At 46.1% G+C, this 17,542-nt stretch carries 18 protein-coding genes and 1 pseudogene; 6 read left to right on the top strand and 13 right to left on the bottom strand.

Annotation, left to right across the window (positions count from 1 at the left end):
• Positions 1 to 13: 13 nt before the first annotated feature.
• A complete protein-coding gene (gene lexA, locus DCO16_RS08155; protein ID WP_173943186.1) occupies positions 14 to 733 on the bottom strand; it encodes a transcriptional repressor LexA in 720 nt (239 codons plus the stop codon).
• Positions 734 to 793: 60 nt separating this feature from the next.
• On the opposite strand from lexA, the gene DCO16_RS08150 reads away from it, so the two are divergent.
• The 6 genes from DCO16_RS08150 to dnaB all read left to right on the top strand — a co-directional run bounded on the left by DCO16_RS08150 (position 794) and on the right by dnaB (position 6,027).
• Positions 794 to 1,870, top strand: coding sequence for an asparaginase (locus DCO16_RS08150; RefSeq protein ID WP_173943185.1), 1,077 nt, complete (start codon positions 794 to 796; stop codon positions 1,868 to 1,870).
• A gap of 132 nt (positions 1,871 to 2,002) precedes the next feature.
• The gene (rpsF, locus tag DCO16_RS08145) at positions 2,003 to 2,389 is read left to right on the top strand and encodes a 30S ribosomal protein S6 (RefSeq protein ID WP_173943184.1); all 387 of its coding nucleotides are present in this window, start codon (positions 2,003 to 2,005) and stop codon (positions 2,387 to 2,389) included.
• 59 nt (positions 2,390 to 2,448) lie between these two features.
• On the top strand, positions 2,449 to 2,742 hold the full coding sequence (priB, locus tag DCO16_RS08140) for a primosomal replication protein N (RefSeq protein WP_173943183.1): 294 nt from the start codon (positions 2,449 to 2,451) through the stop codon (positions 2,740 to 2,742).
• Between the two features lie 13 nt (positions 2,743 to 2,755).
• The gene (rpsR, locus tag DCO16_RS08135) at positions 2,756 to 3,028 is read left to right on the top strand and encodes a 30S ribosomal protein S18 (protein WP_173943182.1); all 273 of its coding nucleotides are present in this window, start codon (positions 2,756 to 2,758) and stop codon (positions 3,026 to 3,028) included.
• Positions 3,029 to 3,041: 13 nt separating this feature from the next.
• Positions 3,042 to 3,494, top strand: coding sequence for a 50S ribosomal protein L9 (gene rplI, locus DCO16_RS08130; RefSeq protein ID WP_173943181.1), 453 nt, complete (start codon positions 3,042 to 3,044; stop codon positions 3,492 to 3,494).
• A 37-nt stretch (positions 3,495 to 3,531) separates the two neighbouring features.
• Entirely contained in the window at positions 3,532 to 6,027 is a 2,496-nt protein-coding gene (dnaB, locus tag DCO16_RS08125; RefSeq protein ID WP_173943180.1) for a replicative DNA helicase, read from the top strand.
• 84 nt (positions 6,028 to 6,111) lie between these two features.
• Here dnaB and DCO16_RS08120 read toward each other — a convergent pair whose 3' ends face one another.
• The 12 genes and pseudogenes from DCO16_RS08120 to DCO16_RS08065 form a co-directional block, all read right to left on the bottom strand.
• A complete protein-coding gene (locus DCO16_RS08120; RefSeq protein ID WP_173943179.1) occupies positions 6,112 to 6,378 on the bottom strand; it encodes a hypothetical protein in 267 nt (88 codons plus the stop codon).
• 66 nt (positions 6,379 to 6,444) lie between these two features.
• On the bottom strand, positions 6,445 to 7,266 hold the full coding sequence (locus DCO16_RS08115) for a mechanosensitive ion channel family protein (RefSeq protein ID WP_173943178.1): 822 nt from the start codon (positions 7,264 to 7,266) through the stop codon (positions 6,445 to 6,447).
• Between the two features lie 148 nt (positions 7,267 to 7,414).
• A pseudogene (locus tag DCO16_RS08110) lies at positions 7,415 to 7,792 on the bottom strand (C40 family peptidase); the annotation flags it as partial.
• Between the two features lie 133 nt (positions 7,793 to 7,925).
• Entirely contained in the window at positions 7,926 to 9,593 is a 1,668-nt protein-coding gene (locus DCO16_RS08105; protein WP_173943176.1) for a PhoH family protein, read from the bottom strand.
• A 234-nt stretch (positions 9,594 to 9,827) separates the two neighbouring features.
• Positions 9,828 to 10,295, bottom strand: coding sequence for a peroxiredoxin (locus DCO16_RS08100; RefSeq protein WP_173943175.1), 468 nt, complete (start codon positions 10,293 to 10,295; stop codon positions 9,828 to 9,830).
• Positions 10,296 to 10,345: 50 nt separating this feature from the next.
• Entirely contained in the window at positions 10,346 to 11,263 is a 918-nt protein-coding gene (locus DCO16_RS08095) for a polysaccharide deacetylase family protein (protein ID WP_173943174.1), read from the bottom strand.
• Positions 11,264 to 11,273: 10 nt separating this feature from the next.
• Positions 11,274 to 12,320: a bifunctional UDP-4-keto-pentose/UDP-xylose synthase gene (locus tag DCO16_RS08090; protein WP_173943173.1), complete on the bottom strand. Its 1,047-nt coding sequence runs from the start codon at positions 12,318 to 12,320 to the stop codon at positions 11,274 to 11,276.
• A gap of 26 nt (positions 12,321 to 12,346) precedes the next feature.
• Complete coding sequence (locus DCO16_RS08085) at positions 12,347 to 13,213, bottom strand: formyltransferase (RefSeq protein ID WP_173943172.1); 867 nt, start codon at positions 13,211 to 13,213, stop codon at positions 12,347 to 12,349.
• Positions 13,214 to 14,185 (bottom strand): glycosyltransferase, encoded by a 972-nt coding sequence (locus DCO16_RS08080; protein ID WP_173943171.1) that lies wholly within the window; start codon positions 14,183 to 14,185, stop codon positions 13,214 to 13,216.
• Positions 14,186 to 14,253: 68 nt separating this feature from the next.
• Positions 14,254 to 15,429, bottom strand: coding sequence for a DegT/DnrJ/EryC1/StrS family aminotransferase (locus DCO16_RS08075; protein ID WP_173943170.1), 1,176 nt, complete (start codon positions 15,427 to 15,429; stop codon positions 14,254 to 14,256).
• A 19-nt stretch (positions 15,430 to 15,448) separates the two neighbouring features.
• Positions 15,449 to 17,146, bottom strand: coding sequence for an ArnT family glycosyltransferase (locus DCO16_RS08070; protein ID WP_173943169.1), 1,698 nt, complete (start codon positions 17,144 to 17,146; stop codon positions 15,449 to 15,451).
• Positions 17,146 to 17,523, bottom strand: a complete 378-nt coding sequence (locus DCO16_RS08065) for an Mth938-like domain-containing protein (protein WP_173943168.1) — start codon at positions 17,521 to 17,523, stop codon at positions 17,146 to 17,148. Before DCO16_RS08065 ends, DCO16_RS08070 begins: the two co-directional genes overlap by 1 nt.
• Positions 17,524 to 17,542: the final 19 nt, after the last annotated feature.

Here is a 17,542-nt window from a genome sequence, read left to right as displayed (position 1 = left end):
TATTTTACGGGGCTCAGAGGCCGCCAGATCTGATGAGTCCAACCGCCTGGCCTTCAATCGCAAAATTCATTTGACGACTATCCACCAGAATATTTTTGAAGTCTGGATTTTCGGCTTGTAACTCAATTACCATGCCATCCGCAGTCTTCTTTTGCTTCCAGCGTTTGACCGTGACCTCATCATCTAGACGGGCCACCACGATGTCACCATTGCGTACTTCAGATGTTTTTCTGACCGCTAGATAGTCACCATCCAAAATGCCAGCGTCGCGCATACTCATTCCAACCACTTTAAGCAAATAGTCTGCGCCCTTACTAAATAAGCTTGGGTCAATTGGTAAATGTTTTTCAATATGTTCGATCGCCATGATGGGGGAGCCCGCAGCCACCCGACCGATTAAAGGAAGTGTGAGTTGCTGAAGCGCGCCAGAAGGTAAAGACATTTGGCGATATTTATTAGGATTGTGAGATTGATTAAATCGTTGTGGAATACGAATGCCGCGAGAAGTACCCGGTGTCAGTTCGATATATCCTTTTTTTGCTAGTGCACGTAAATGCTCTTCTGCAGCATTGGCAGAAGCAAAACCCAGTCGGTTCGCAATTTCTGCGCGTGTGGGAGGTGAACCACTATCCTCAATAGCATTAGTAATGAGATCTAAAATCTCACTCTGACGAGAAGTGAGCTTAGGGAGGGCAGTCAGCTCCTCTAGAAAATCGACTGTATTTATATCCATACTGGGATTGTATACAGCACTATTTGATAATTCAAGGGATTTTGAGAGGGATAATAAGAAATGCACTCAAATTCCCACAATTTAGGTCAATCGCCCCATATTCTGATTTTAGGAATGGGTGGAACCATTGCCGGTTTAGCTTCTAAGCCACAGGAAAGCCCTCTTCAATATGAAGCTGGCGTCGTGGGAGTGGGTGAATTGGTTCAACATATTCAGTCTGCTGTCCCAGCTGACCTCAGTCTGGTTTCTCAGCAAGTGGCGAACATCGATAGTCGCAATCTCAGTGATAGCCTTCTCACTAAACTGGGGATTGCTGTGCGGTTTGCATTAAATGATCCTGCAGTGAGAGGGATTGTGATTACTCATGGCACGGATACCCTCGAAGAAACGGGTTTGTTTCTTCAGTTAACTTGCGGTAAGCATGCACTGACCCACAAGAAAAGAGTGGTTCTCACGGGCGCTATGCGTCCGAGCAATGCGCCAGAAGCAGATGGGCCATCGAATTTGGTGGATGCCCTTCGTTGGGCTAGTACGGCAATTGAAAATTGCCCCGGCGGTATTTATGCCGTCATGGATGGGCGAGGCTGCCTAGCAATGGATGTAGCGAAGCGACACACTACCAATTTGAATGCCCCTATGCAGGATTCTCCCTCGAGCTCAGTAGGGTTGATCAACCCATCATGGCTCTCTGGTGTCAAAGCGGTTCAAGCTTCCTGGGCGGAAGACTTAGCGATACCCCCCGAAGATCACTGGCCATGGGTAGAGATTTTGACTAGCCATGCTGGTGCCCGAGCTCAAACCATTACTCACTGGCTCAAAAGTGAGGTAAACGGCCTGATACTTGCTGGAACAGGGGCTGGTGGAATACATGATGACTGGAAAATCCCCTTGAATGAGGCCGCCAAGCAAGGGATTGCATTAGTGAGATCGACAAGGACAGGGGCTGGCTTTGTTGCCCCCCATCTTCCCGGAATAGACTCCGCCATCTGCCTAGCCTCAGGCGCGTTTTCGGCTCCCAGAGCCAGGATTGCACTCCAATTGGCGCTCTATGCAGCAAAAGAGCAGAAATTAGATGGTAAAGCCCTGACTTGGCAGGATTTTTTTGCTAGAATAGCGGACTTACCTGTGATTCGGTAAGGATTTAAAAGCAGTGAATGTGTTGTAAGTTCTACCTACAATTTGTTACTACCTTGTCACACTGGCGCTCTCTTCAACCACCATCGGAAGTGAGCAAGACGCCCAGGTGACTTTATCCTGAAGGAGTGTTTGATGCGTCATTATGAAATCGTTTTTATCGTCCATCCGGACCAAAGCGAGCAAGTGCCCGCGATGATTGATCGCTACAAAGCGACGTTAGCAACTGCTGGCGGCAAAGTCCATCGCATTGAAGATTGGGGTCGTCGTCAGATGGCTTACATGATCGACAAGCTTGCTAAAGCCCACTACGTTTGCATGAATATTGAGTGCGACCAGAAAACTCTGGAAGAGCTCGAGCATGCGTTCAAATTTAACGATGCTGTTTTGCGTCACCTCATCATCAAGACAAAGAAAGCCGAAACAGAGCCTTCTATCATGATGAAAGAAGTGCAGCGTGAAGAAGCCCGTAAATCTGCTCAAACTGATGCTCCTGCAGTTACTGCAGCAGCGGCAGTCTAAGTTAGAAATTTGAAGAGGAAAACTGAGACTAGAAAACGGATCAGAGTGACGGAGCGGCGTTGAATCATTTCACCCTCACTGCATTCTTGGTATCTAAAGACGCGATTCGATTCACCCCTGCAGGAATACCGGTGATGCATTGTCAGCTAGAACATAGCGGCGAAGTAAACGAGGTAGGATCAGCAAGGAGAATTCAGATGAATGTTGAAGCCATAGCGATTGGCCCTATACAACAGGGTTTAGAGCAAATGGATTTAGGAGCCCAGGCAGTGTTCGAAGGATTCTTAGCACCCAAGACTCTACGTAATCAAAGACTGGTTTTTCATATCACCCATATTCAATTGAAAAATTAAAGAGGAAATCATCATGGCGTTTGGAAAAAAACCCGATTTCAAAAAGAAACCTGCCCAGAACCCACTGTTCAAGCGTAAGCGTTATTGCCGTTTCACTGTTGGTGGCGTTGAGCAGATTGACTACAAAGATGTCGATACATTAAAAGACTTTGTTGGTGAAAATGCTAAGATTACCCCTGCTCGTTTGACAGGTACAAAGGCAAAGTATCAGCGTCAGTTAGACACGGCTATCAAGCGTGCGCGTTTCCTGGCACTGTTGCCATTCTCTGATCAACACAAGAAATAATCGGGAGCCCTCAATGCAAATCATTCTTTTAGAAAAAGTAATTAACTTGGGCAACCTGGGCGATGTAGTTCGCGTTAAAGACGGCTTCGCTCGTAATTTCCTGATCCCACAACGTAAAGCCCGTCGTGCAACTGAAGCAGCGATTGCTGATTTTGCTGTTCGTCGTGCTGAGTTGGAAAAAATAGCTGCTGAGAAATTGGCTGCTGCGCAAGCAGTGGGCATTAAGCTCAAAGACTTGGTGCTCGACATCGGTCAAAAAGCAGGAGTGGATGGCCGTTTGTTTGGTTCTGTAACCAACCATGACATCGCTGATGCTCTGAAGGCTAAGGGCTTTGTGATTGAAAAAGCGTCCATTCGTATGCCTACTGGCCCATTGAAAATGGTTGGTGATCACCCTGTAGCGGTTGCTGTTCATACCGATGTAGTGGCTGATATCACTATCCGTGTAGTTGGTGAGCAAGCGTAAGTTCTAGAACTTAGGTTTTTAGTAAACCGCTAGCCTCATGGCTGAATCCCGTCCTCGTACCCTTACGCCAAATCCCGGCATGATGGGTTCTGGGGACGCAGCCTTGCAGGCCTTAAAAGTACCACCCCATTCTGTAGAAGCCGAGCAATCTTTGCTCGGCGGTCTGCTGATTGATAACGCAGCTTGGGATCGCCTAGGCGGTGTGTTATCAGACAAAGACTTCTATCGTCCTGAACATGCGCTGATCTATAAGGTCATCCAGCGTTTAGTGGGCGACAATCATCCCGCTGATGTCATTACCGTTCATGAGGCCGTCAAGTCCGAACAGGGCGGTGATTTAGTGGGTATTGACTACCTGAATTCTTTAGCGCAGAGCACTCCAAGTGCAGCGAACATTAAAGGCTATGCCGATATCGTTCGTGACCGTAGTATTTTGCGTCGCTTGATCGAGGTATCTGACAACATTGTGAATTCTGCTTTTGTACCTGAGGGTCGTTCAGTTAGAACCCTATTGGATGAAGCGGAATCTCGGATTTTACAAATCGGTGAAGAAGGTAGTCGCAAAGCAGACTATCTTGAGATTGAACCTCTTTTAAAAACAGTAGTGGCAAGAATTGATGAACTCTACAACCGCCAAGGCGGGAGTGATATTACTGGTATTGCCACAGGCTTTATTGATTTAGATAAACAAACGAGTGGCCTGCAAAAAGGTGATCTAGTCATTGTGGCTGGAAGACCATCGATGGGTAAAGCGCAGCCTCTAGATGCCAAAGTAAAAACAGTCGATGGTTGGAAGCGTATGGGAGACCTCCGTTTTGGTGATCGCTTAGCTTCAGTGGATGGCCAACATTCTATGGTCACGGGAGTTTATCCTCAGGGCACTAAAGAAATATACAAAGTTACTTTTTCTGATGGGCGCGAAGCCGAATGTTGCGACGAGCATTTATGGCGCGTGATGTACCGTGATTGGTCTGAGGCTCGAGTCATCAGTACAAAGCGTTTAATTGAAATGCTGGCCTGCGTGCGTTACAAAAATCGCCTTTGGATTGATCCTGTATCAGGTGACTTTGGACATTCTGAAAAGTTGCCTATTAACCCTTGGGTTTTAGGTGCACTGCTAGGTGATGGAACTCTAGCGTTATCTCATAAAAGTGTGATGTTCTCCACTAAATCTCCTGAGCTTGTAGATCGTATGAATGCGCTCGCTGGCTACGAGATGGAATTAGTTCATGCCAATGCCTACGACTGGAGATTGGTTTCAAAAAGCAGAATTGCCGCAAATGGAGCAAGAGTCTCGGTACCGACAAATTACTTTAGGTCGACACTCCATGAACTAGGGGTGCTAGGTTGCCGTAGCTTTGAAAAATTTATTCCCACTCAGTACCTAGAGGCAGATAAAGCATCTCGCTTAGCTTTATTTCAGGGCCTGATGGATACTGATGGTTGGATTGAGAAGTGGGGCTCTATTCGTTATTGCACTGTTAGCGAGCAATTGGGTAAGGATATAGCTTCATTGGCTAGATCCTTGGGTGGATTTTGCTCAATAGCGCATAAGCAGTCTAGTTATACCTACCTAGGTGAAAAGAAGCAGGGTCGACTAGCCTATGTTTTGAATATGAGTTTTCCCGCAGGTTTCGATGCTTTTACTTTAACCGAGAAAAAAGCCAGACTCAGAACCCATTGGGACCGTCAACGCAGACTCACATTCAAATCTATTGAACCATCAAGAGTCACGAGTGCCCAATGTATTTCTGTAAGTCACCCATCTAGAACCTACATTACAAATGATTATGTAGTGACTCACAACACTGCATTCGCACTCAACATTGCTGAGAACGTTGCTTTGGCAGAAGGATTGCCCGTTGTTGTGTTTTCAATGGAGATGTCGGGTGAGCAACTTGCCTCTCGTTTATTGGGTTCCGTTGGGCGCGTTGATCAAAGTCGCATGCGTACTGGTAAGTTGCAAGATGATGAGTGGCCACGTGTGACTGATGCGATTGCCCGCTTAAGTAATACCCAAATTTTAATTGATGAGACCGGTGCTTTATCCAGCTTAGAGTTGCGTGCAAGAGCACGTCGTATTGCCCGTAACTTCGGCGGCACGCTAGGCCTTGTTGTGATCGATTACTTGCAGTTGATGAGTGGTTCCGGTTCTGAAAACCGGGCTACAGAGATTTCTGAAATATCACGATCACTCAAATCGCTTGCCAAAGAATTGCAGTGTCCTGTAGTTGCCTTGTCACAGTTAAATCGTGGCTTGGAGCAACGGCCTAATAAGCGCCCCATTATGTCTGACTTACGAGAGTCTGGTGCGATCGAGCAGGATGCTGACTTAATTATGTTTATCTATCGTGATGAGGTCTATCACCCCGATACAACGACAGACAAAGGCATGGCAGAGATTATTATCGGCAAGCAGCGTAACGGACCCATTGGTACAGTACGTTTAAGTTGGCAAGGCCCGTATACTAAGTTTGATAATTTAGCGATGGGCTCAGTAGGCTACTCCAGCGGTGGGTATGAGCCGTTCTAAATTATTTACTCAAGAAAATAAAAAAGCCTCGTAGTGAGTTTCACATACGAGGCTTTTTACATAGCGAAACAGTAAGACTATAACTTAAGCGCCTTCACATTTCTTAATCGAGGCTGCCTTAGCTGCGCCATACAATGGCTTACCGTCTTTGCTGATTGCTTTAGCCTCGCAACCTTTGTCGGCAGGCGCTGCACCCAAACACTTTTTAATGGAAGCATCTTTGGCTGCCCCATATAAAGGCTTACCTTCCTTACTGACCGCTTTAGCTTCACAAGCCGCTTGGTCTGCAAATGCTAAAGAGGGAATGGTAAAACTAAGAGCAATGCTTAAGGCAATAATCATTTTTTTCATGCAGGATTCTCCTAAGTGGTGGATTTACAGCTACAACAGTGATGAACATCCATGTAACTACAAAAATTAGCTCTGTTTCATAATCATATTCTGAGACGCCATTGGTGCCGGGAATCCAGCTTGGGATAAGGATTCACTCATAACGCGATTACTATCAAAGTAGACCTGCCAATAATCATTGTTGCTGCAGTAGGGACGTACTGCTAATACCGGGCCAACAAGATTGAACTCTAAAATATTCACTTCAATAGCCGGATCTTTCAAAACATTGGGAATTGCTGCAATCTTTTCACGCAGTAATTGCATGGCAGCTGATTGGTCTGCTGCTGATGAGAGTTGACATTTGAGATCTACGCGGCGATAGGGCGTATTACTAAAGTTCTGAATCGTATCGCCCAGAATCTTGTTATTACCAATCATAGTTGCAATATTGTCAGGTGTATTTATGGTGGAAGAAAAAAGTCCAATCTCTTTTATAGTTCCAGTAATACCTCCTGCTGTAACAAAATCTCCAACTTTAAATGGCCGCAACATAATAATAAAAACACCCGCAGCAAAGTTTGAGAGTAAGCCAGCCCATGCAGCACCAATAGCAATACCAGCGGTAGCAATTAATGCGGCAAAGCTAGTAGTTTGAATACCAAAGTAACCCAGTATTCCGATAACCAGGAGAATATTGAGGGTGACTGAAACTACGGATCCAATGTAACGCAGTAGCGTGGGGTCTACTTTCTGAGACTCTAATCCGGTGCGAATGATTTTCAATGCGACACCAATGAGCCATCGACCCACAATCCAAAGCGCAATAGCTGCCAGAATTTTTAGGCCCACATCAGTGGCAGCAGTGATGAGAATCTGCTGGATATAGCCAAAATCAATACTGTTCATTACTTGTTTCCTGTTTTAACGAATTGGTTGTTTTAATAAAGTTGATTATCTCAATAAGTACGCTGATAAATATTAGCTTTAGGGCTACTATTTATTAGTTTTACAAATAAATATGATTTAACTATTCCTATATGGCTTACTGGGCAGTCAGTCTTCTTGCTTCAGTAAACCTAGCTGCCCAGTAAGGCGTAGTGATGTACTCAAGGCGGACAGTACCCCCAGCACTAGGTGCATGGACAAATCTTCCTTGACCCACATAGATTCCAGCATGCGAGTACTTCTCTCCAGTGGTGTTGAAAAAGACTAAATCTCCTGGTGCAGGCGCTTGGTTTTCCACGCTTCTTCCTCTGCTGCTCATCTCTTGAATAGTGCGCGGTAATTTGATGTTGGCTGATTTAGAGTACACATAGCTAATGAGACCACTGCAATCAAACCCACTCTTAGGCGTATTGCCACCAAAGCGATAAGGCACCCCCACTAGGCCGACAGCAGCTATCGATATATCTTCTGTTCCAACACTGGTATCTTGCTTGAACTGCACCACTTTACTAGCATTGGATCGAGTACCAATAGAACTACAGCCTTGTACACCAAGCAGTATGCAAATCATCCCAATAAAAAAGCCGCACCCTAAAAGAGTGCGGCATGAGGAAGTTTGCTTAGAGGGCGTCGGCAGCATGATCTGCTAAACGAGAGCGCTCACCACGCGCAAGCGTGACGTGACCACCGTGACGCCAGCCTTTGAAGCGATCAACAACATAGGTGAGGCCTGAGGAGCCTTCTGTTAAATAGGGCGTATCAATTTGAGCAATATTACCTAGACACACAATTTTGGTGCCAGGGCCCGCACGTGTGACTAAAGTTTTCATTTGCTTAGGCGTTAAGTTTTGCGCCTCATCAATGATGACAAACTTGCTGACAAAAGTCCTGCCGCGCATAAAGTTCATACTCTTTACTTTAATACGTGAGCGGATGAGTTCTTGAGTAGCAGCGCGACCCCATTCACCAGCATTATCTTCATTGCGTTGGAGTACTTCTAGATTGTCATCAAAAGCGCCCATCCAAGGCTGCATTTTTTCTTCTTCGGTTCCTGGCAAGAAGCCAATATCCTCGCCAACCGGTACGGTGGCTCGCGTAATAATAATCTCGTTATAGCGTTTGCTATCCAGGACTTGTTCCAGGCTAGCAGCCAAGGCTAGCAAGGTTTTCCCGGTTCCTGCTTGACCTAGCAATGTGACAAAGTCTACTTCAGGATTCATGAGTAAATTCATGGCAAAGTTTTGCTCGCGATTGCGCGCAGTGACGCTCCACACATTATTTTTCTGATGTGAATAATCTCGTAAGGTTTGTAAGAGGGCAGTTTTACCATTGATCTCTTTTACTTGTGCATAGAATGGGGTAGAGCCATCGGGATTTTCTTGGTACACAAACTGATTTACTAGCATGCCGGCTACGCTGGGGCCAGTCACTCTATAAAACATCGTGCCAGATTTTCCATCAGCCCAACTTTCCATATTCTTGCCATGTTTTGGCCAAAAGTCAGCAGGTAAAGTCAACACACCGGAATACATCAAATCACGATCTTCTAGCACTTGATCGTTGAAGTAATCTTCAGCAGGCAGTCCTAAGGCACGAGCTTTAATACGCATATTGATATCTTTGGATACCAAGACAACTTCTTGCCCTTTGCGTGTTTTTTGTAGTTCACTCACTACAGCCAAAATCAAGTTATCGCCTTTACCCTCAGGTAAGCCCTCAGGCAGAGTAAGCGTAGTTAATTTAGTCTGAAAATAAAGTCGACCAGATACGTCTTGATTACCCAATTTATTAAGTGGAATACCCTCATCTAAGGTGCCGCTTGTGCCTGCCACCAATTGATCTAATGATCTACTGACAGTACGAGCGTTACGCGCAACTTCCGTCATACCTTTCTTATGGTTATCTAACTCCTCAAGAGTTGTCATTGGCAAGAAGAGGTCATGCTCCGAGAAACGAAATAGGGAGCTAGGATCGTGCATTAATACGTTAGTGTCTAAGACAAACAGACTGGGAGGGCCAGTACGAATCATCCGTTTTGGTTTTTCGGGAGTGATGATGGGTTTGTTGTCATTTCGTACTTGCTGCGAAGGGCGCTGACCACCTTTCATTTTCTCAATAGCGATTTCAGCTGCAGATAAATCTTCTGCATCATCATGTGCTAGATCGTGATGATGACTTTCCATTGCAACAGTTTTTGCAGGAGTAGGACGCTTCTTTAAATCAGGAGTGTCTTTAGCAGTAATCTTTACTTGGCCGGCAATATGCGTTGGGATGGGGGGTAATGGCATCAAGACTCTCCTAAAAGAAAAAACCGTCAAGCGGATTGCATTGACGGCTTAGAACAAAACCAGCAGTAAATCGATTCATAAAACAGCGGGGGTCATTTACCAAGCCTGTTTTTAAATCATTAGGCCCTAGAGTCAAACAGATTGTTAGACTTTCCCGTCGTTTACGGTGCATGTAGATAACTTTACCCCAAATTTTTGGCTTTGCAAGTACTCCGGATTAAATTAATCTATTAATTAATTGGCGGCTTGAGCTGCTTGTAATACCTCTGTCACATGCCCAGGAACCTTTAAGCCACGCCACTCTTTGACGAGCTTGCCCGAGGAGTCAAACAGGAAGGTACTTCGTTCAACCCCACGAACCTGTTTGCCGTACATATTCTTCATTTTCATCACATTAAAGAGTTGGCAGAGGGTCTCCTCGGTATCGGCAACCAATTCAAAGGGTAGTTCTAGTTTGCTACGGAAATTGTCATGGGATTTGAGGGTATCTCGAGAGACTCCAACGATCAGGGTATTGGCTTGAGTAAAAGCATCAATATGATCCCTAAATTCACCCGACTCAGCAGTACAGCCTGGCGTCATATCTTTTGGATAAAAGTAAATCACCATTTTTTTGCCCTTAGCAGATTCTGGGCCAAAGGTGAGCCCGGATGTTGCTGGAACAGCACATGGGGGTATTGGTTTACCAATTGCTACAGTCATGATCATCCCTCTTATTAAACTTTAATGATGTATCTTGCTTAGAGCGTTACTTAAGCTGCTTGCAAAATGAGTTCGCCACTGCGGTTCGGTATTTCTCCCCAAGTGACTGGCTGTACTGCTATTTTATCTAATTGCTTGGTAGCCGCCCAAGATTGATGCAGCTCTCCCATCGTTACCAAGTCATGGCCTTGATTGAGCCAGCCAGCAAGCAGTTGCTCAAATGCAGGTAGAAGCTTTTGCCCCTCTAACTCGGCATGTAAAGTGAAGACCTGATCGTTGGGGTTGCTTTGGGTAAGCTCTAGAATCTTTTTTACGGCAGCAAATTCATCAGCATCATCAATGCCAATCAGCTCATCAAACGTAGGCAAGGTCGTAGGGTATTGCACATGTTTTGCTTTGCCCGATGGCAAAGCAAAACGGTAGGGTGCCAGATTGGCTCCCGCTCTACCATCTGAAGAGTACGCAATTCCCCACAAATCAAGTTGTTCAAAAGCTGCTTCATTCATTTGCCATCCAGCTGCACCATAGGTTGCAGGAGGATGTCCAAATATTTCTACAAAACGATCCCAACTTTTTTGCATCTGTATCTGAGTCCATTGCGCATCCCGATTACGAACAGCATCTTGCCAGGCTGTATGGTCCCAAGTATGAATACCCGTTTCATGGCCGGCTAAATCAATAGCACGCATTTCAGCAGCAGCTTGTTTACCAATATCTGGTCCTGGTAGAAGAACGCCATATAGTAAGGTCTTGATACCATAATGCTCCACCACAGAAGTGCGGCTTACCTTCTTTAAAAAGCCTGGACGAAATACCCGCTTCAGCGCCCAGCCAGTATGGTCGGGACCTAGGCTAAACAAGAAAGTTGCCTTCAAGCCAAAGCGCTCGAACGTACGCGCTAAATTCGGAACACCTTCTTTGGTGCCACGTAAGGTATCTACATCGACCTTGAGTGCGATTTTTGCCATGAGACTCTAATTATTCGCTGTCAACTAAGTGACGGGCTTTTTCAACATCGTGGCGATAGGCTTCGAAAATATTCTTCAGGGCATCGTCCATCGTAGTCGTTGGTTTCCAGCCCAATTCCTTCATGGTGTTGTCAATGGCGGGGACCCGATTCTGAACATCTTGATAACCTTTGCCGTAGTAAGCGCCGGCAGTTGTTTCCACAATCTTTACATCATTAGCAGTTTTAGCGTACTCAGGAATGCTGCGCGCAATGGCTAACATCTGATTGGCAAGATCGCGTACGGAATGATTATTTTTAGGGTTGCCGATGTTATAGATCTTGCCATTAGCAATGCCATCTTGATTGTCGATGATTCTCATCAAGGCATCGATACCATCATCAATATAAGTAAAGGCCCGCTTTTGAGCGCCACCATCCACCAAGTTAATCGCTTCGCCGCGAACGATGTGGCCTAAGAACTGGGTAACGACCCGTGAAGAACCCTCTTTAGGCGTGTAGATACTATCTAAGCCAGGACCAATCCAGTTAAACGGGCGGAAGAGGGTAAAGCGTAAACCTTCCATGCCGTAACCCCAAATCACGCGATCCATTAATTGCTTAGAGCAAGCATAAATCCAACGTGGTTTATCAATAGGACCATAGACCATATTGGAGCTGGCAGGATCAAATTCGCTATCCTCACACATGCCATAGACTTCAGAGGTGGATGGAAAGACCAAATGTTTTTTGTATTTCACTGCAGAGCGAACGATCGGTAAGTTGGCCTCAAAGTCGAGCTCAAATACTTTTAAAGGTTGCTGTACATAGGTTGCTGGGGTTGCAATGGCAACCAAAGGCAGAATGACATCACATTTACGAATGTGATATTCGACCCATTCTTTATTAATGGTGATGTCACCCTCAAAAAAGTGCATGCGTGGATGGTTGACTAAATCACCTAGGCGATCGTTCTGCATATCCATACCGTAGACATCCCAATCGGTTGTCTCCAAAATGCGCTTTGAAAGGTGGTGGCCAATAAAACCGTTCACACCAAGAATGAGTACTTTTTTCATCTTTACTGCCTCGTTTTAATCTAATGTTATTTGCTAGGAAACCATTCCAATATAGCGATGGGTTTTTGGTCGCCACAAACGCCGAATACCTGATTATCAACCACTTGGATGCCCTGAGCACCGAGATCTAGCCCCTCTGGAAATGGTCCTGTAAGGCTGGTGCGGGCAATGATCATGCTGATGCCCTCCCATACGGTAAAAGCGCCTGGATAAGGGGGTGCAACTGCTCTCACGAGGTTATGTACCTGAGCAGCAGTCTGTTGCCAGATAACTTGTCCATCCGCTGGCTTACGGCCACCAAAATAACTACCTTGCGTTAGATGATTGGGGGTTTTCGGAACGTTTCCCTGAAGAAGTTCGGGCAACACTTGGCGCATCACTACAACTGCTGCCTGACTGACTTTGCCAAAGACCTCAGTAGCGGTTTCATTGGGACCGATAGAGACGGCTGATTGCCCTACGATATCCCCCGCATCGGGTTTGACTTCCATGACATGCAAAGTAGCGCCTGTTTCTGTTTCTCCCTGCAAGATGGCCCAATTGACGGGCGCACGCCCACGATATCTTGGTAGTAAAGAGCCATGCATATTGAGGGCTGCAATCTTAGCGCACGCCAAGAGTTCGACTGGAATCATATGGCGGTAATAAAAGGAAAAGAGATAATCTGGATTGAGCTTGGAAAGTTTTGGCAAGAGATCGAGGAGCTCATGAGCACTGGGGGTAATGTAGGGAATCTGTTGATCTTTACAAAGTGCTGCAACACTTCCAAACCAGATGTTCTCATGCGGGTCATCTTGATGGGTCACTACCAGATCAATCTGTATGCCCGCATCGAGTAAAGCCTTGAGGCAATTGACGCCTACGTCATGATATGCAAAGACGACTGCGTGCAATTATTTTTTCTCTAAAACGGTTTGCACAACGTAACGGGGGCGCTCTCTGACTTGTTGGTAGATGCGACCAATGTATTCACCTAATAAGCCGAGGCCAAAGAGCATCACACCAATCAAGAAAAAGGTCAGTGCAAATAGGGTGAAGACACCCTCAACCTCAGCACCAAGTACAAAGCGACGAACAAGTAAGTAAGCAAACAAGCTACCTGCAGCGAGGGCCAACAACATACCTAAGATCGAGAAGATCTGTAAGGGCATCACTGAGAAGCCGGTGACCAAGTCAAAGTTCAAACGAATGAGTTGATAAAGGCTATATTTGGATTCCCCAGCAAAGCGTTCTTCGTGTTTGACGGAGATTTCTGTAGGATTAGCGGCAAAGGTATATGCCAGTGCCGGAATAAATGTATTACTTTCATCACACTGCCGAACCAAGTCCACAATGCGGCGGCTGTAACCACGCAACATACAGCCTTGGTCAGTCATCGTGATGCGGGTAATCTTTTGACGTAAATGATTCATCGCGCGGGATGCTAATTTTCTAAAAAAACTATCACGCCGATTTGCACGAATAGTGCCCACATAGTCATGACCCTGAAGAAGCTCGTTGGTCAGGGCATCAATTTCTTCAGGGGGGTTCTGTAAGTCTGCATCTAAGGTAATGATGTATTCACCGCGTGCATATTCAAAGCCAGCCATGATTGCCATATGCTGGCCAAAATTACTATGAAATAACACTGCACGGCTTACATCAGGTCGTAAGTCCACTTGCTTTGCCAGTAGGCCGGCGGAGCGATCTTTGCTGCCGTCATTGACAAAGACGATTTCATAGGCAATTTTGCGCTTTGCAGCTAGCTTGTCTAGGGCTGGATACAGCCGATCAAATAGCGCCTGTAGACCTTCTTCCTCGTTATATACGGGGATGACGATGCTCAGTTGGGGCTTACTGCTTAGGGTGGCTAAATTCTTGCTCATGCTGCAATTTTGCCTGATCTTCCATTGCCGCCTGAATTATCCGAAAATCAGCCGCTACGGGCTACGGGCTATGGCTTGGCGTACTTCTGCAAAATAGTCACTAAAGCATGAGTGATACGACCAATATCTTCATCTGCCATACCTGGAAAGAGTGGCAAGGTCAAAATTGAGCGGCCAATCCGCTCAGCGATAGGGGTGGCATCGAGTTTGTAACCCAGTTTTTGATACAAGGTAAATCCTGTAATAGCAGGGTAATGAACGCCAGTACCAATGCCAAGTTCTTTGAGCTCGGTCATGATTTGTGCGCGATCAACCTTGAGTTGCGCAAGTGGCAATACGACCTGAAACATATGCCAATTGGTATTGATAAAGTTTTCGACTGGAAGCTCAAGTTGCATATGACTTAATCCAGCAGAGTGCATTGCAGACCGAATAGCAGAAAAGTACTGTTTTGCTAGCGCAGATCTGCGCGCCTGAAATGCAGGTAATTGCTTGAGTTGATGCAGACCAATCACAGCATTCACATCAGTGAGATTATCTTTACCACCTAAGACATCCACGTCCATGCCATCCATACCTTGGCGCGTAAGTCCTTGCAAACGAAACTTCTCTGCTAATTTTGCTTCATCCGCATTATTTAGGACTAAACAACCGCCTTCAACAGTGGATAAGTTTTTATTTGCCTGGAAACTAAAGCTCACTAGATCGCCGATGCTACCGATTCTCTTGCCTTGCCATTGGGATCCAAAAGCTTGTGCAGCATCTTCAATCACGCGCAGTTCATGTGTTTTTGCAATCGCACATAACTGATCCATGTTGACAGGCAAGCCAGATAGATAGACGGGCATGATGGCACGTGTCTTAGGAGTGATTGCTGCGGCCACTTTATTTAAATCAATATTACGGGTAACAGGATCAACATCAACAAAGACGGGAGTGGCGCCAACACTTAGAATGACATTGGAGGTAGCTACCCAGGAAATAGGTGTTGTGATGACTTCATCGCCTGGCCCAATACCAGCCACCTGCAGAGCAATCTTCATGGTTGCCGTGCCGTTAGCAAAGCAACGCACAGGACGCCCGCCAAAATACTCGCTTAATGCAGTTTCAAATTCCGCTAATTTTGGTCCAGAAGTGACCCAACCCGAGCGCAGTACCTCAGCTACCGCATCAATCGTTGCTTGATCAAAGTGGGGACGAGTGAAGGGTATGAAGGGAAGAAAGGGGGCTGAAGAAGTGGACATGATGCGCCTTGAAGTAGAGCTATTGAGCCGTGCTTGTCGCGTCGGGATGTTTCACGATAACGCGGCGAGAGTCGCGAGCTACCTCTTGCATAGGCACATTCATTTTCTGTAATTCTACAAATTGCTCTGGGGCCATTAATGCGTATGCAGCTTGATCCTCTCTCCAGCGTTCGATAAACGCGTCTAATGTCGGTAGCCATAAGTGGGGCTCCTGCTTGATGCCAAATGCAAGCTCGTCTGCAAACTCAACCATGATCATGGTCCGCCCTAAATAGAAGGGCACGGTATGATCTAGTGTTCTCACCGAGTAGATATTTACATCTTGAGGTATCCCTCCCCCTGCTTTGACCTGTGTGACTAAATCAATTCCAGAGACCGCGCGTCCGAGGGTTTCATGGCCGGTACCCGCGATGAGGGCGCAGAGAAAAAAGCCACTGGCAAAACTACTGATACTTGCTAAGCCATTACGCTTTCTTTGGAAAAATGCAAGCAAACTGAAAGTGACTAAAGCAATGAGTGCTGCAATCACCCAATAGGTGTACTCCGCAAAGGCTTCAATTTCATCAGGACGCGCCTCTTTGCTGACTTCACCTAGGAAGAAAAATCCAATGCCACCTAAGATTGCAAAGAAAAGGGTTTGTAGTGGCCAGGGTATCGCGAGTGAATTGTTAAAGCCCAAATTACGATCTAAGCGATTACCTACAAGTAGTGCTAATGCTGGAAAGATCGGGATGATGTAACCCGGTAGCTTGGATTGAGAAATACTAAAGAAACCAAAAATGACTGTAAACCAACAGGCTAATAACCATCCGCTGGAGAATTGACGATTGCGCTCATCCCAAGCTTGCTTGATGGCACCTGGAATTTGAGCTACCCATGGTAAAAAACCAATCAGTAAAAGGGGGATAAAGTAGTAGATAGGCCCTGTTCTGCTATGTGCCGTTTGCGTAAAGCGTTGTAGGTGCTCGTGAATAAAAAAGAATTCTAAAAATTCAGGGTTACGCCCAGCTACTAGTACAAACCAAGGTGCGGTGATCGCTAAAAATAAAACGGTGCCGCTGATGATGTGGAGCCGCTTGAAGATGCTCCAGTCCCAGGCTGTAATTGCATATACAGCAAAGACCATTCCGGGGATGACAATCCCAATCAGCCCCTTAGATAAAGTAGCTAGCGCCATAAATGCCCAACAGGCCCACATCCAATGTCGGGTACCAGATGACTTATCTGCAGTCTGTGCCAACAACAGACTACAAAGAGCAGCCACTAAAAAAGCAGACAGCCCCATGTCTAGGGAGTTCACGTGACCACCAATAACCCACATGGGGCTAGATGCGAGTGCGATAGCCGCTAACCAGCCTGCTCTGGGCTTATAAATACGTGCACCAGTAAATCCGACAAACACAATCGTCAGAAATCCCGTTAATGCTGTCCAGAGCCGAGCTTGCCAATCCCCAATGCCAAAGACATGAAAGGCAGTAGCGGTCGCCCAAATTTGTAACGGGGGCTTCTCAAAATATTTATAGCCGTTGTAACGGGGTGTCACCCAATCTCCAGTGACGAGCATCTCACGAGCAATTTCTGCGTAACGGCCCTCATCGGAGGGAATAAGGTGGCGATAGTTCAAAGTGCCAAACCAGAGTAGGGCGTATATGAGAACCAGCACGATAATTTTTACTGGATTTAATGTAGCGGATTGCCTAATTTGGCCAAATTGCATTAAGGGGCTTCCACGATAAGAGCAAGCAAAACCTGACGACCTTCACCAACCAAGATGTTGTACGTCCTACAAGCTGCTTGAGAATCCATGACTTCAAAGCCAATTTTGGCATCAATCAGTGTTTTTAGCAGTTCTGGCCTAGGGAAGCGCTGACGTTTGCCTGTGCCAATCAGGATGAGTTCTGGCTTGAGAATAGCCATATCAGCAAAGTGGGCTGAGGCCAGGTCATCAAATGAGGCTACGGGCCACGCCAGAATTTCCCCATCTGAGCGTAATAAAACGGCGTGACTATATGCAATCTGATTGATCTCTACATAGCCGTCACCGTAACCGGTAATCGTATGCGCTCCGGAATGGGGGTCAGATTGAAGCTTCACATGGACTCTCTGTCATAAT

Source organism: Polynucleobacter antarcticus (assembly GCF_013307245.1).
GTDB classification, from domain to species: domain Bacteria; phylum Pseudomonadota; class Gammaproteobacteria; order Burkholderiales; family Burkholderiaceae; genus Polynucleobacter; species Polynucleobacter antarcticus.
Note: the sequence above shows the minus strand (reverse complement) of the source record. Positions and strands in the feature narration are given on the sequence as shown.

Coding starts and splice junctions, on each gene's coding strand:
- lexA (WP_173943186.1), bottom strand. CDS start 733: ATGGATATAAATACAGTCGATTTTCTAGAGGAGCTGACTGCCCTCCCT.
- DCO16_RS08150 (WP_173943185.1), top strand. CDS start 794: ATGCACTCAAATTCCCACAATTTAGGTCAATCGCCCCATATTCTGATT.
- rpsF (WP_173943184.1), top strand. CDS start 2,003: ATGCGTCATTATGAAATCGTTTTTATCGTCCATCCGGACCAAAGCGAG.
- rpsR (WP_173943182.1), top strand. CDS start 2,756: ATGGCGTTTGGAAAAAAACCCGATTTCAAAAAGAAACCTGCCCAGAAC.
- rplI (WP_173943181.1), top strand. CDS start 3,042: ATGCAAATCATTCTTTTAGAAAAAGTAATTAACTTGGGCAACCTGGGC.
- dnaB (WP_173943180.1), top strand. CDS start 3,532: ATGGCTGAATCCCGTCCTCGTACCCTTACGCCAAATCCCGGCATGATG.
- DCO16_RS08120 (WP_173943179.1), bottom strand. CDS start 6,378: ATGAAAAAAATGATTATTGCCTTAAGCATTGCTCTTAGTTTTACCATT.
- DCO16_RS08115 (WP_173943178.1), bottom strand. CDS start 7,266: ATGAACAGTATTGATTTTGGCTATATCCAGCAGATTCTCATCACTGCT.
- DCO16_RS08105 (WP_173943176.1), bottom strand. CDS start 9,593: ATGCCATTACCCCCCATCCCAACGCATATTGCCGGCCAAGTAAAGATT.
- DCO16_RS08100 (WP_173943175.1), bottom strand. CDS start 10,295: ATGACTGTAGCAATTGGTAAACCAATACCCCCATGTGCTGTTCCAGCA.
- DCO16_RS08095 (WP_173943174.1), bottom strand. CDS start 11,263: ATGGCAAAAATCGCACTCAAGGTCGATGTAGATACCTTACGTGGCACC.
- DCO16_RS08090 (WP_173943173.1), bottom strand. CDS start 12,320: ATGAAAAAAGTACTCATTCTTGGTGTGAACGGTTTTATTGGCCACCAC.
- DCO16_RS08080 (WP_173943171.1), bottom strand. CDS start 14,185: ATGAGCAAGAATTTAGCCACCCTAAGCAGTAAGCCCCAACTGAGCATC.
- DCO16_RS08075 (WP_173943170.1), bottom strand. CDS start 15,429: ATGTCCACTTCTTCAGCCCCCTTTCTTCCCTTCATACCCTTCACTCGT.
- DCO16_RS08070 (WP_173943169.1), bottom strand. CDS start 17,146: ATGCAATTTGGCCAAATTAGGCAATCCGCTACATTAAATCCAGTAAAA.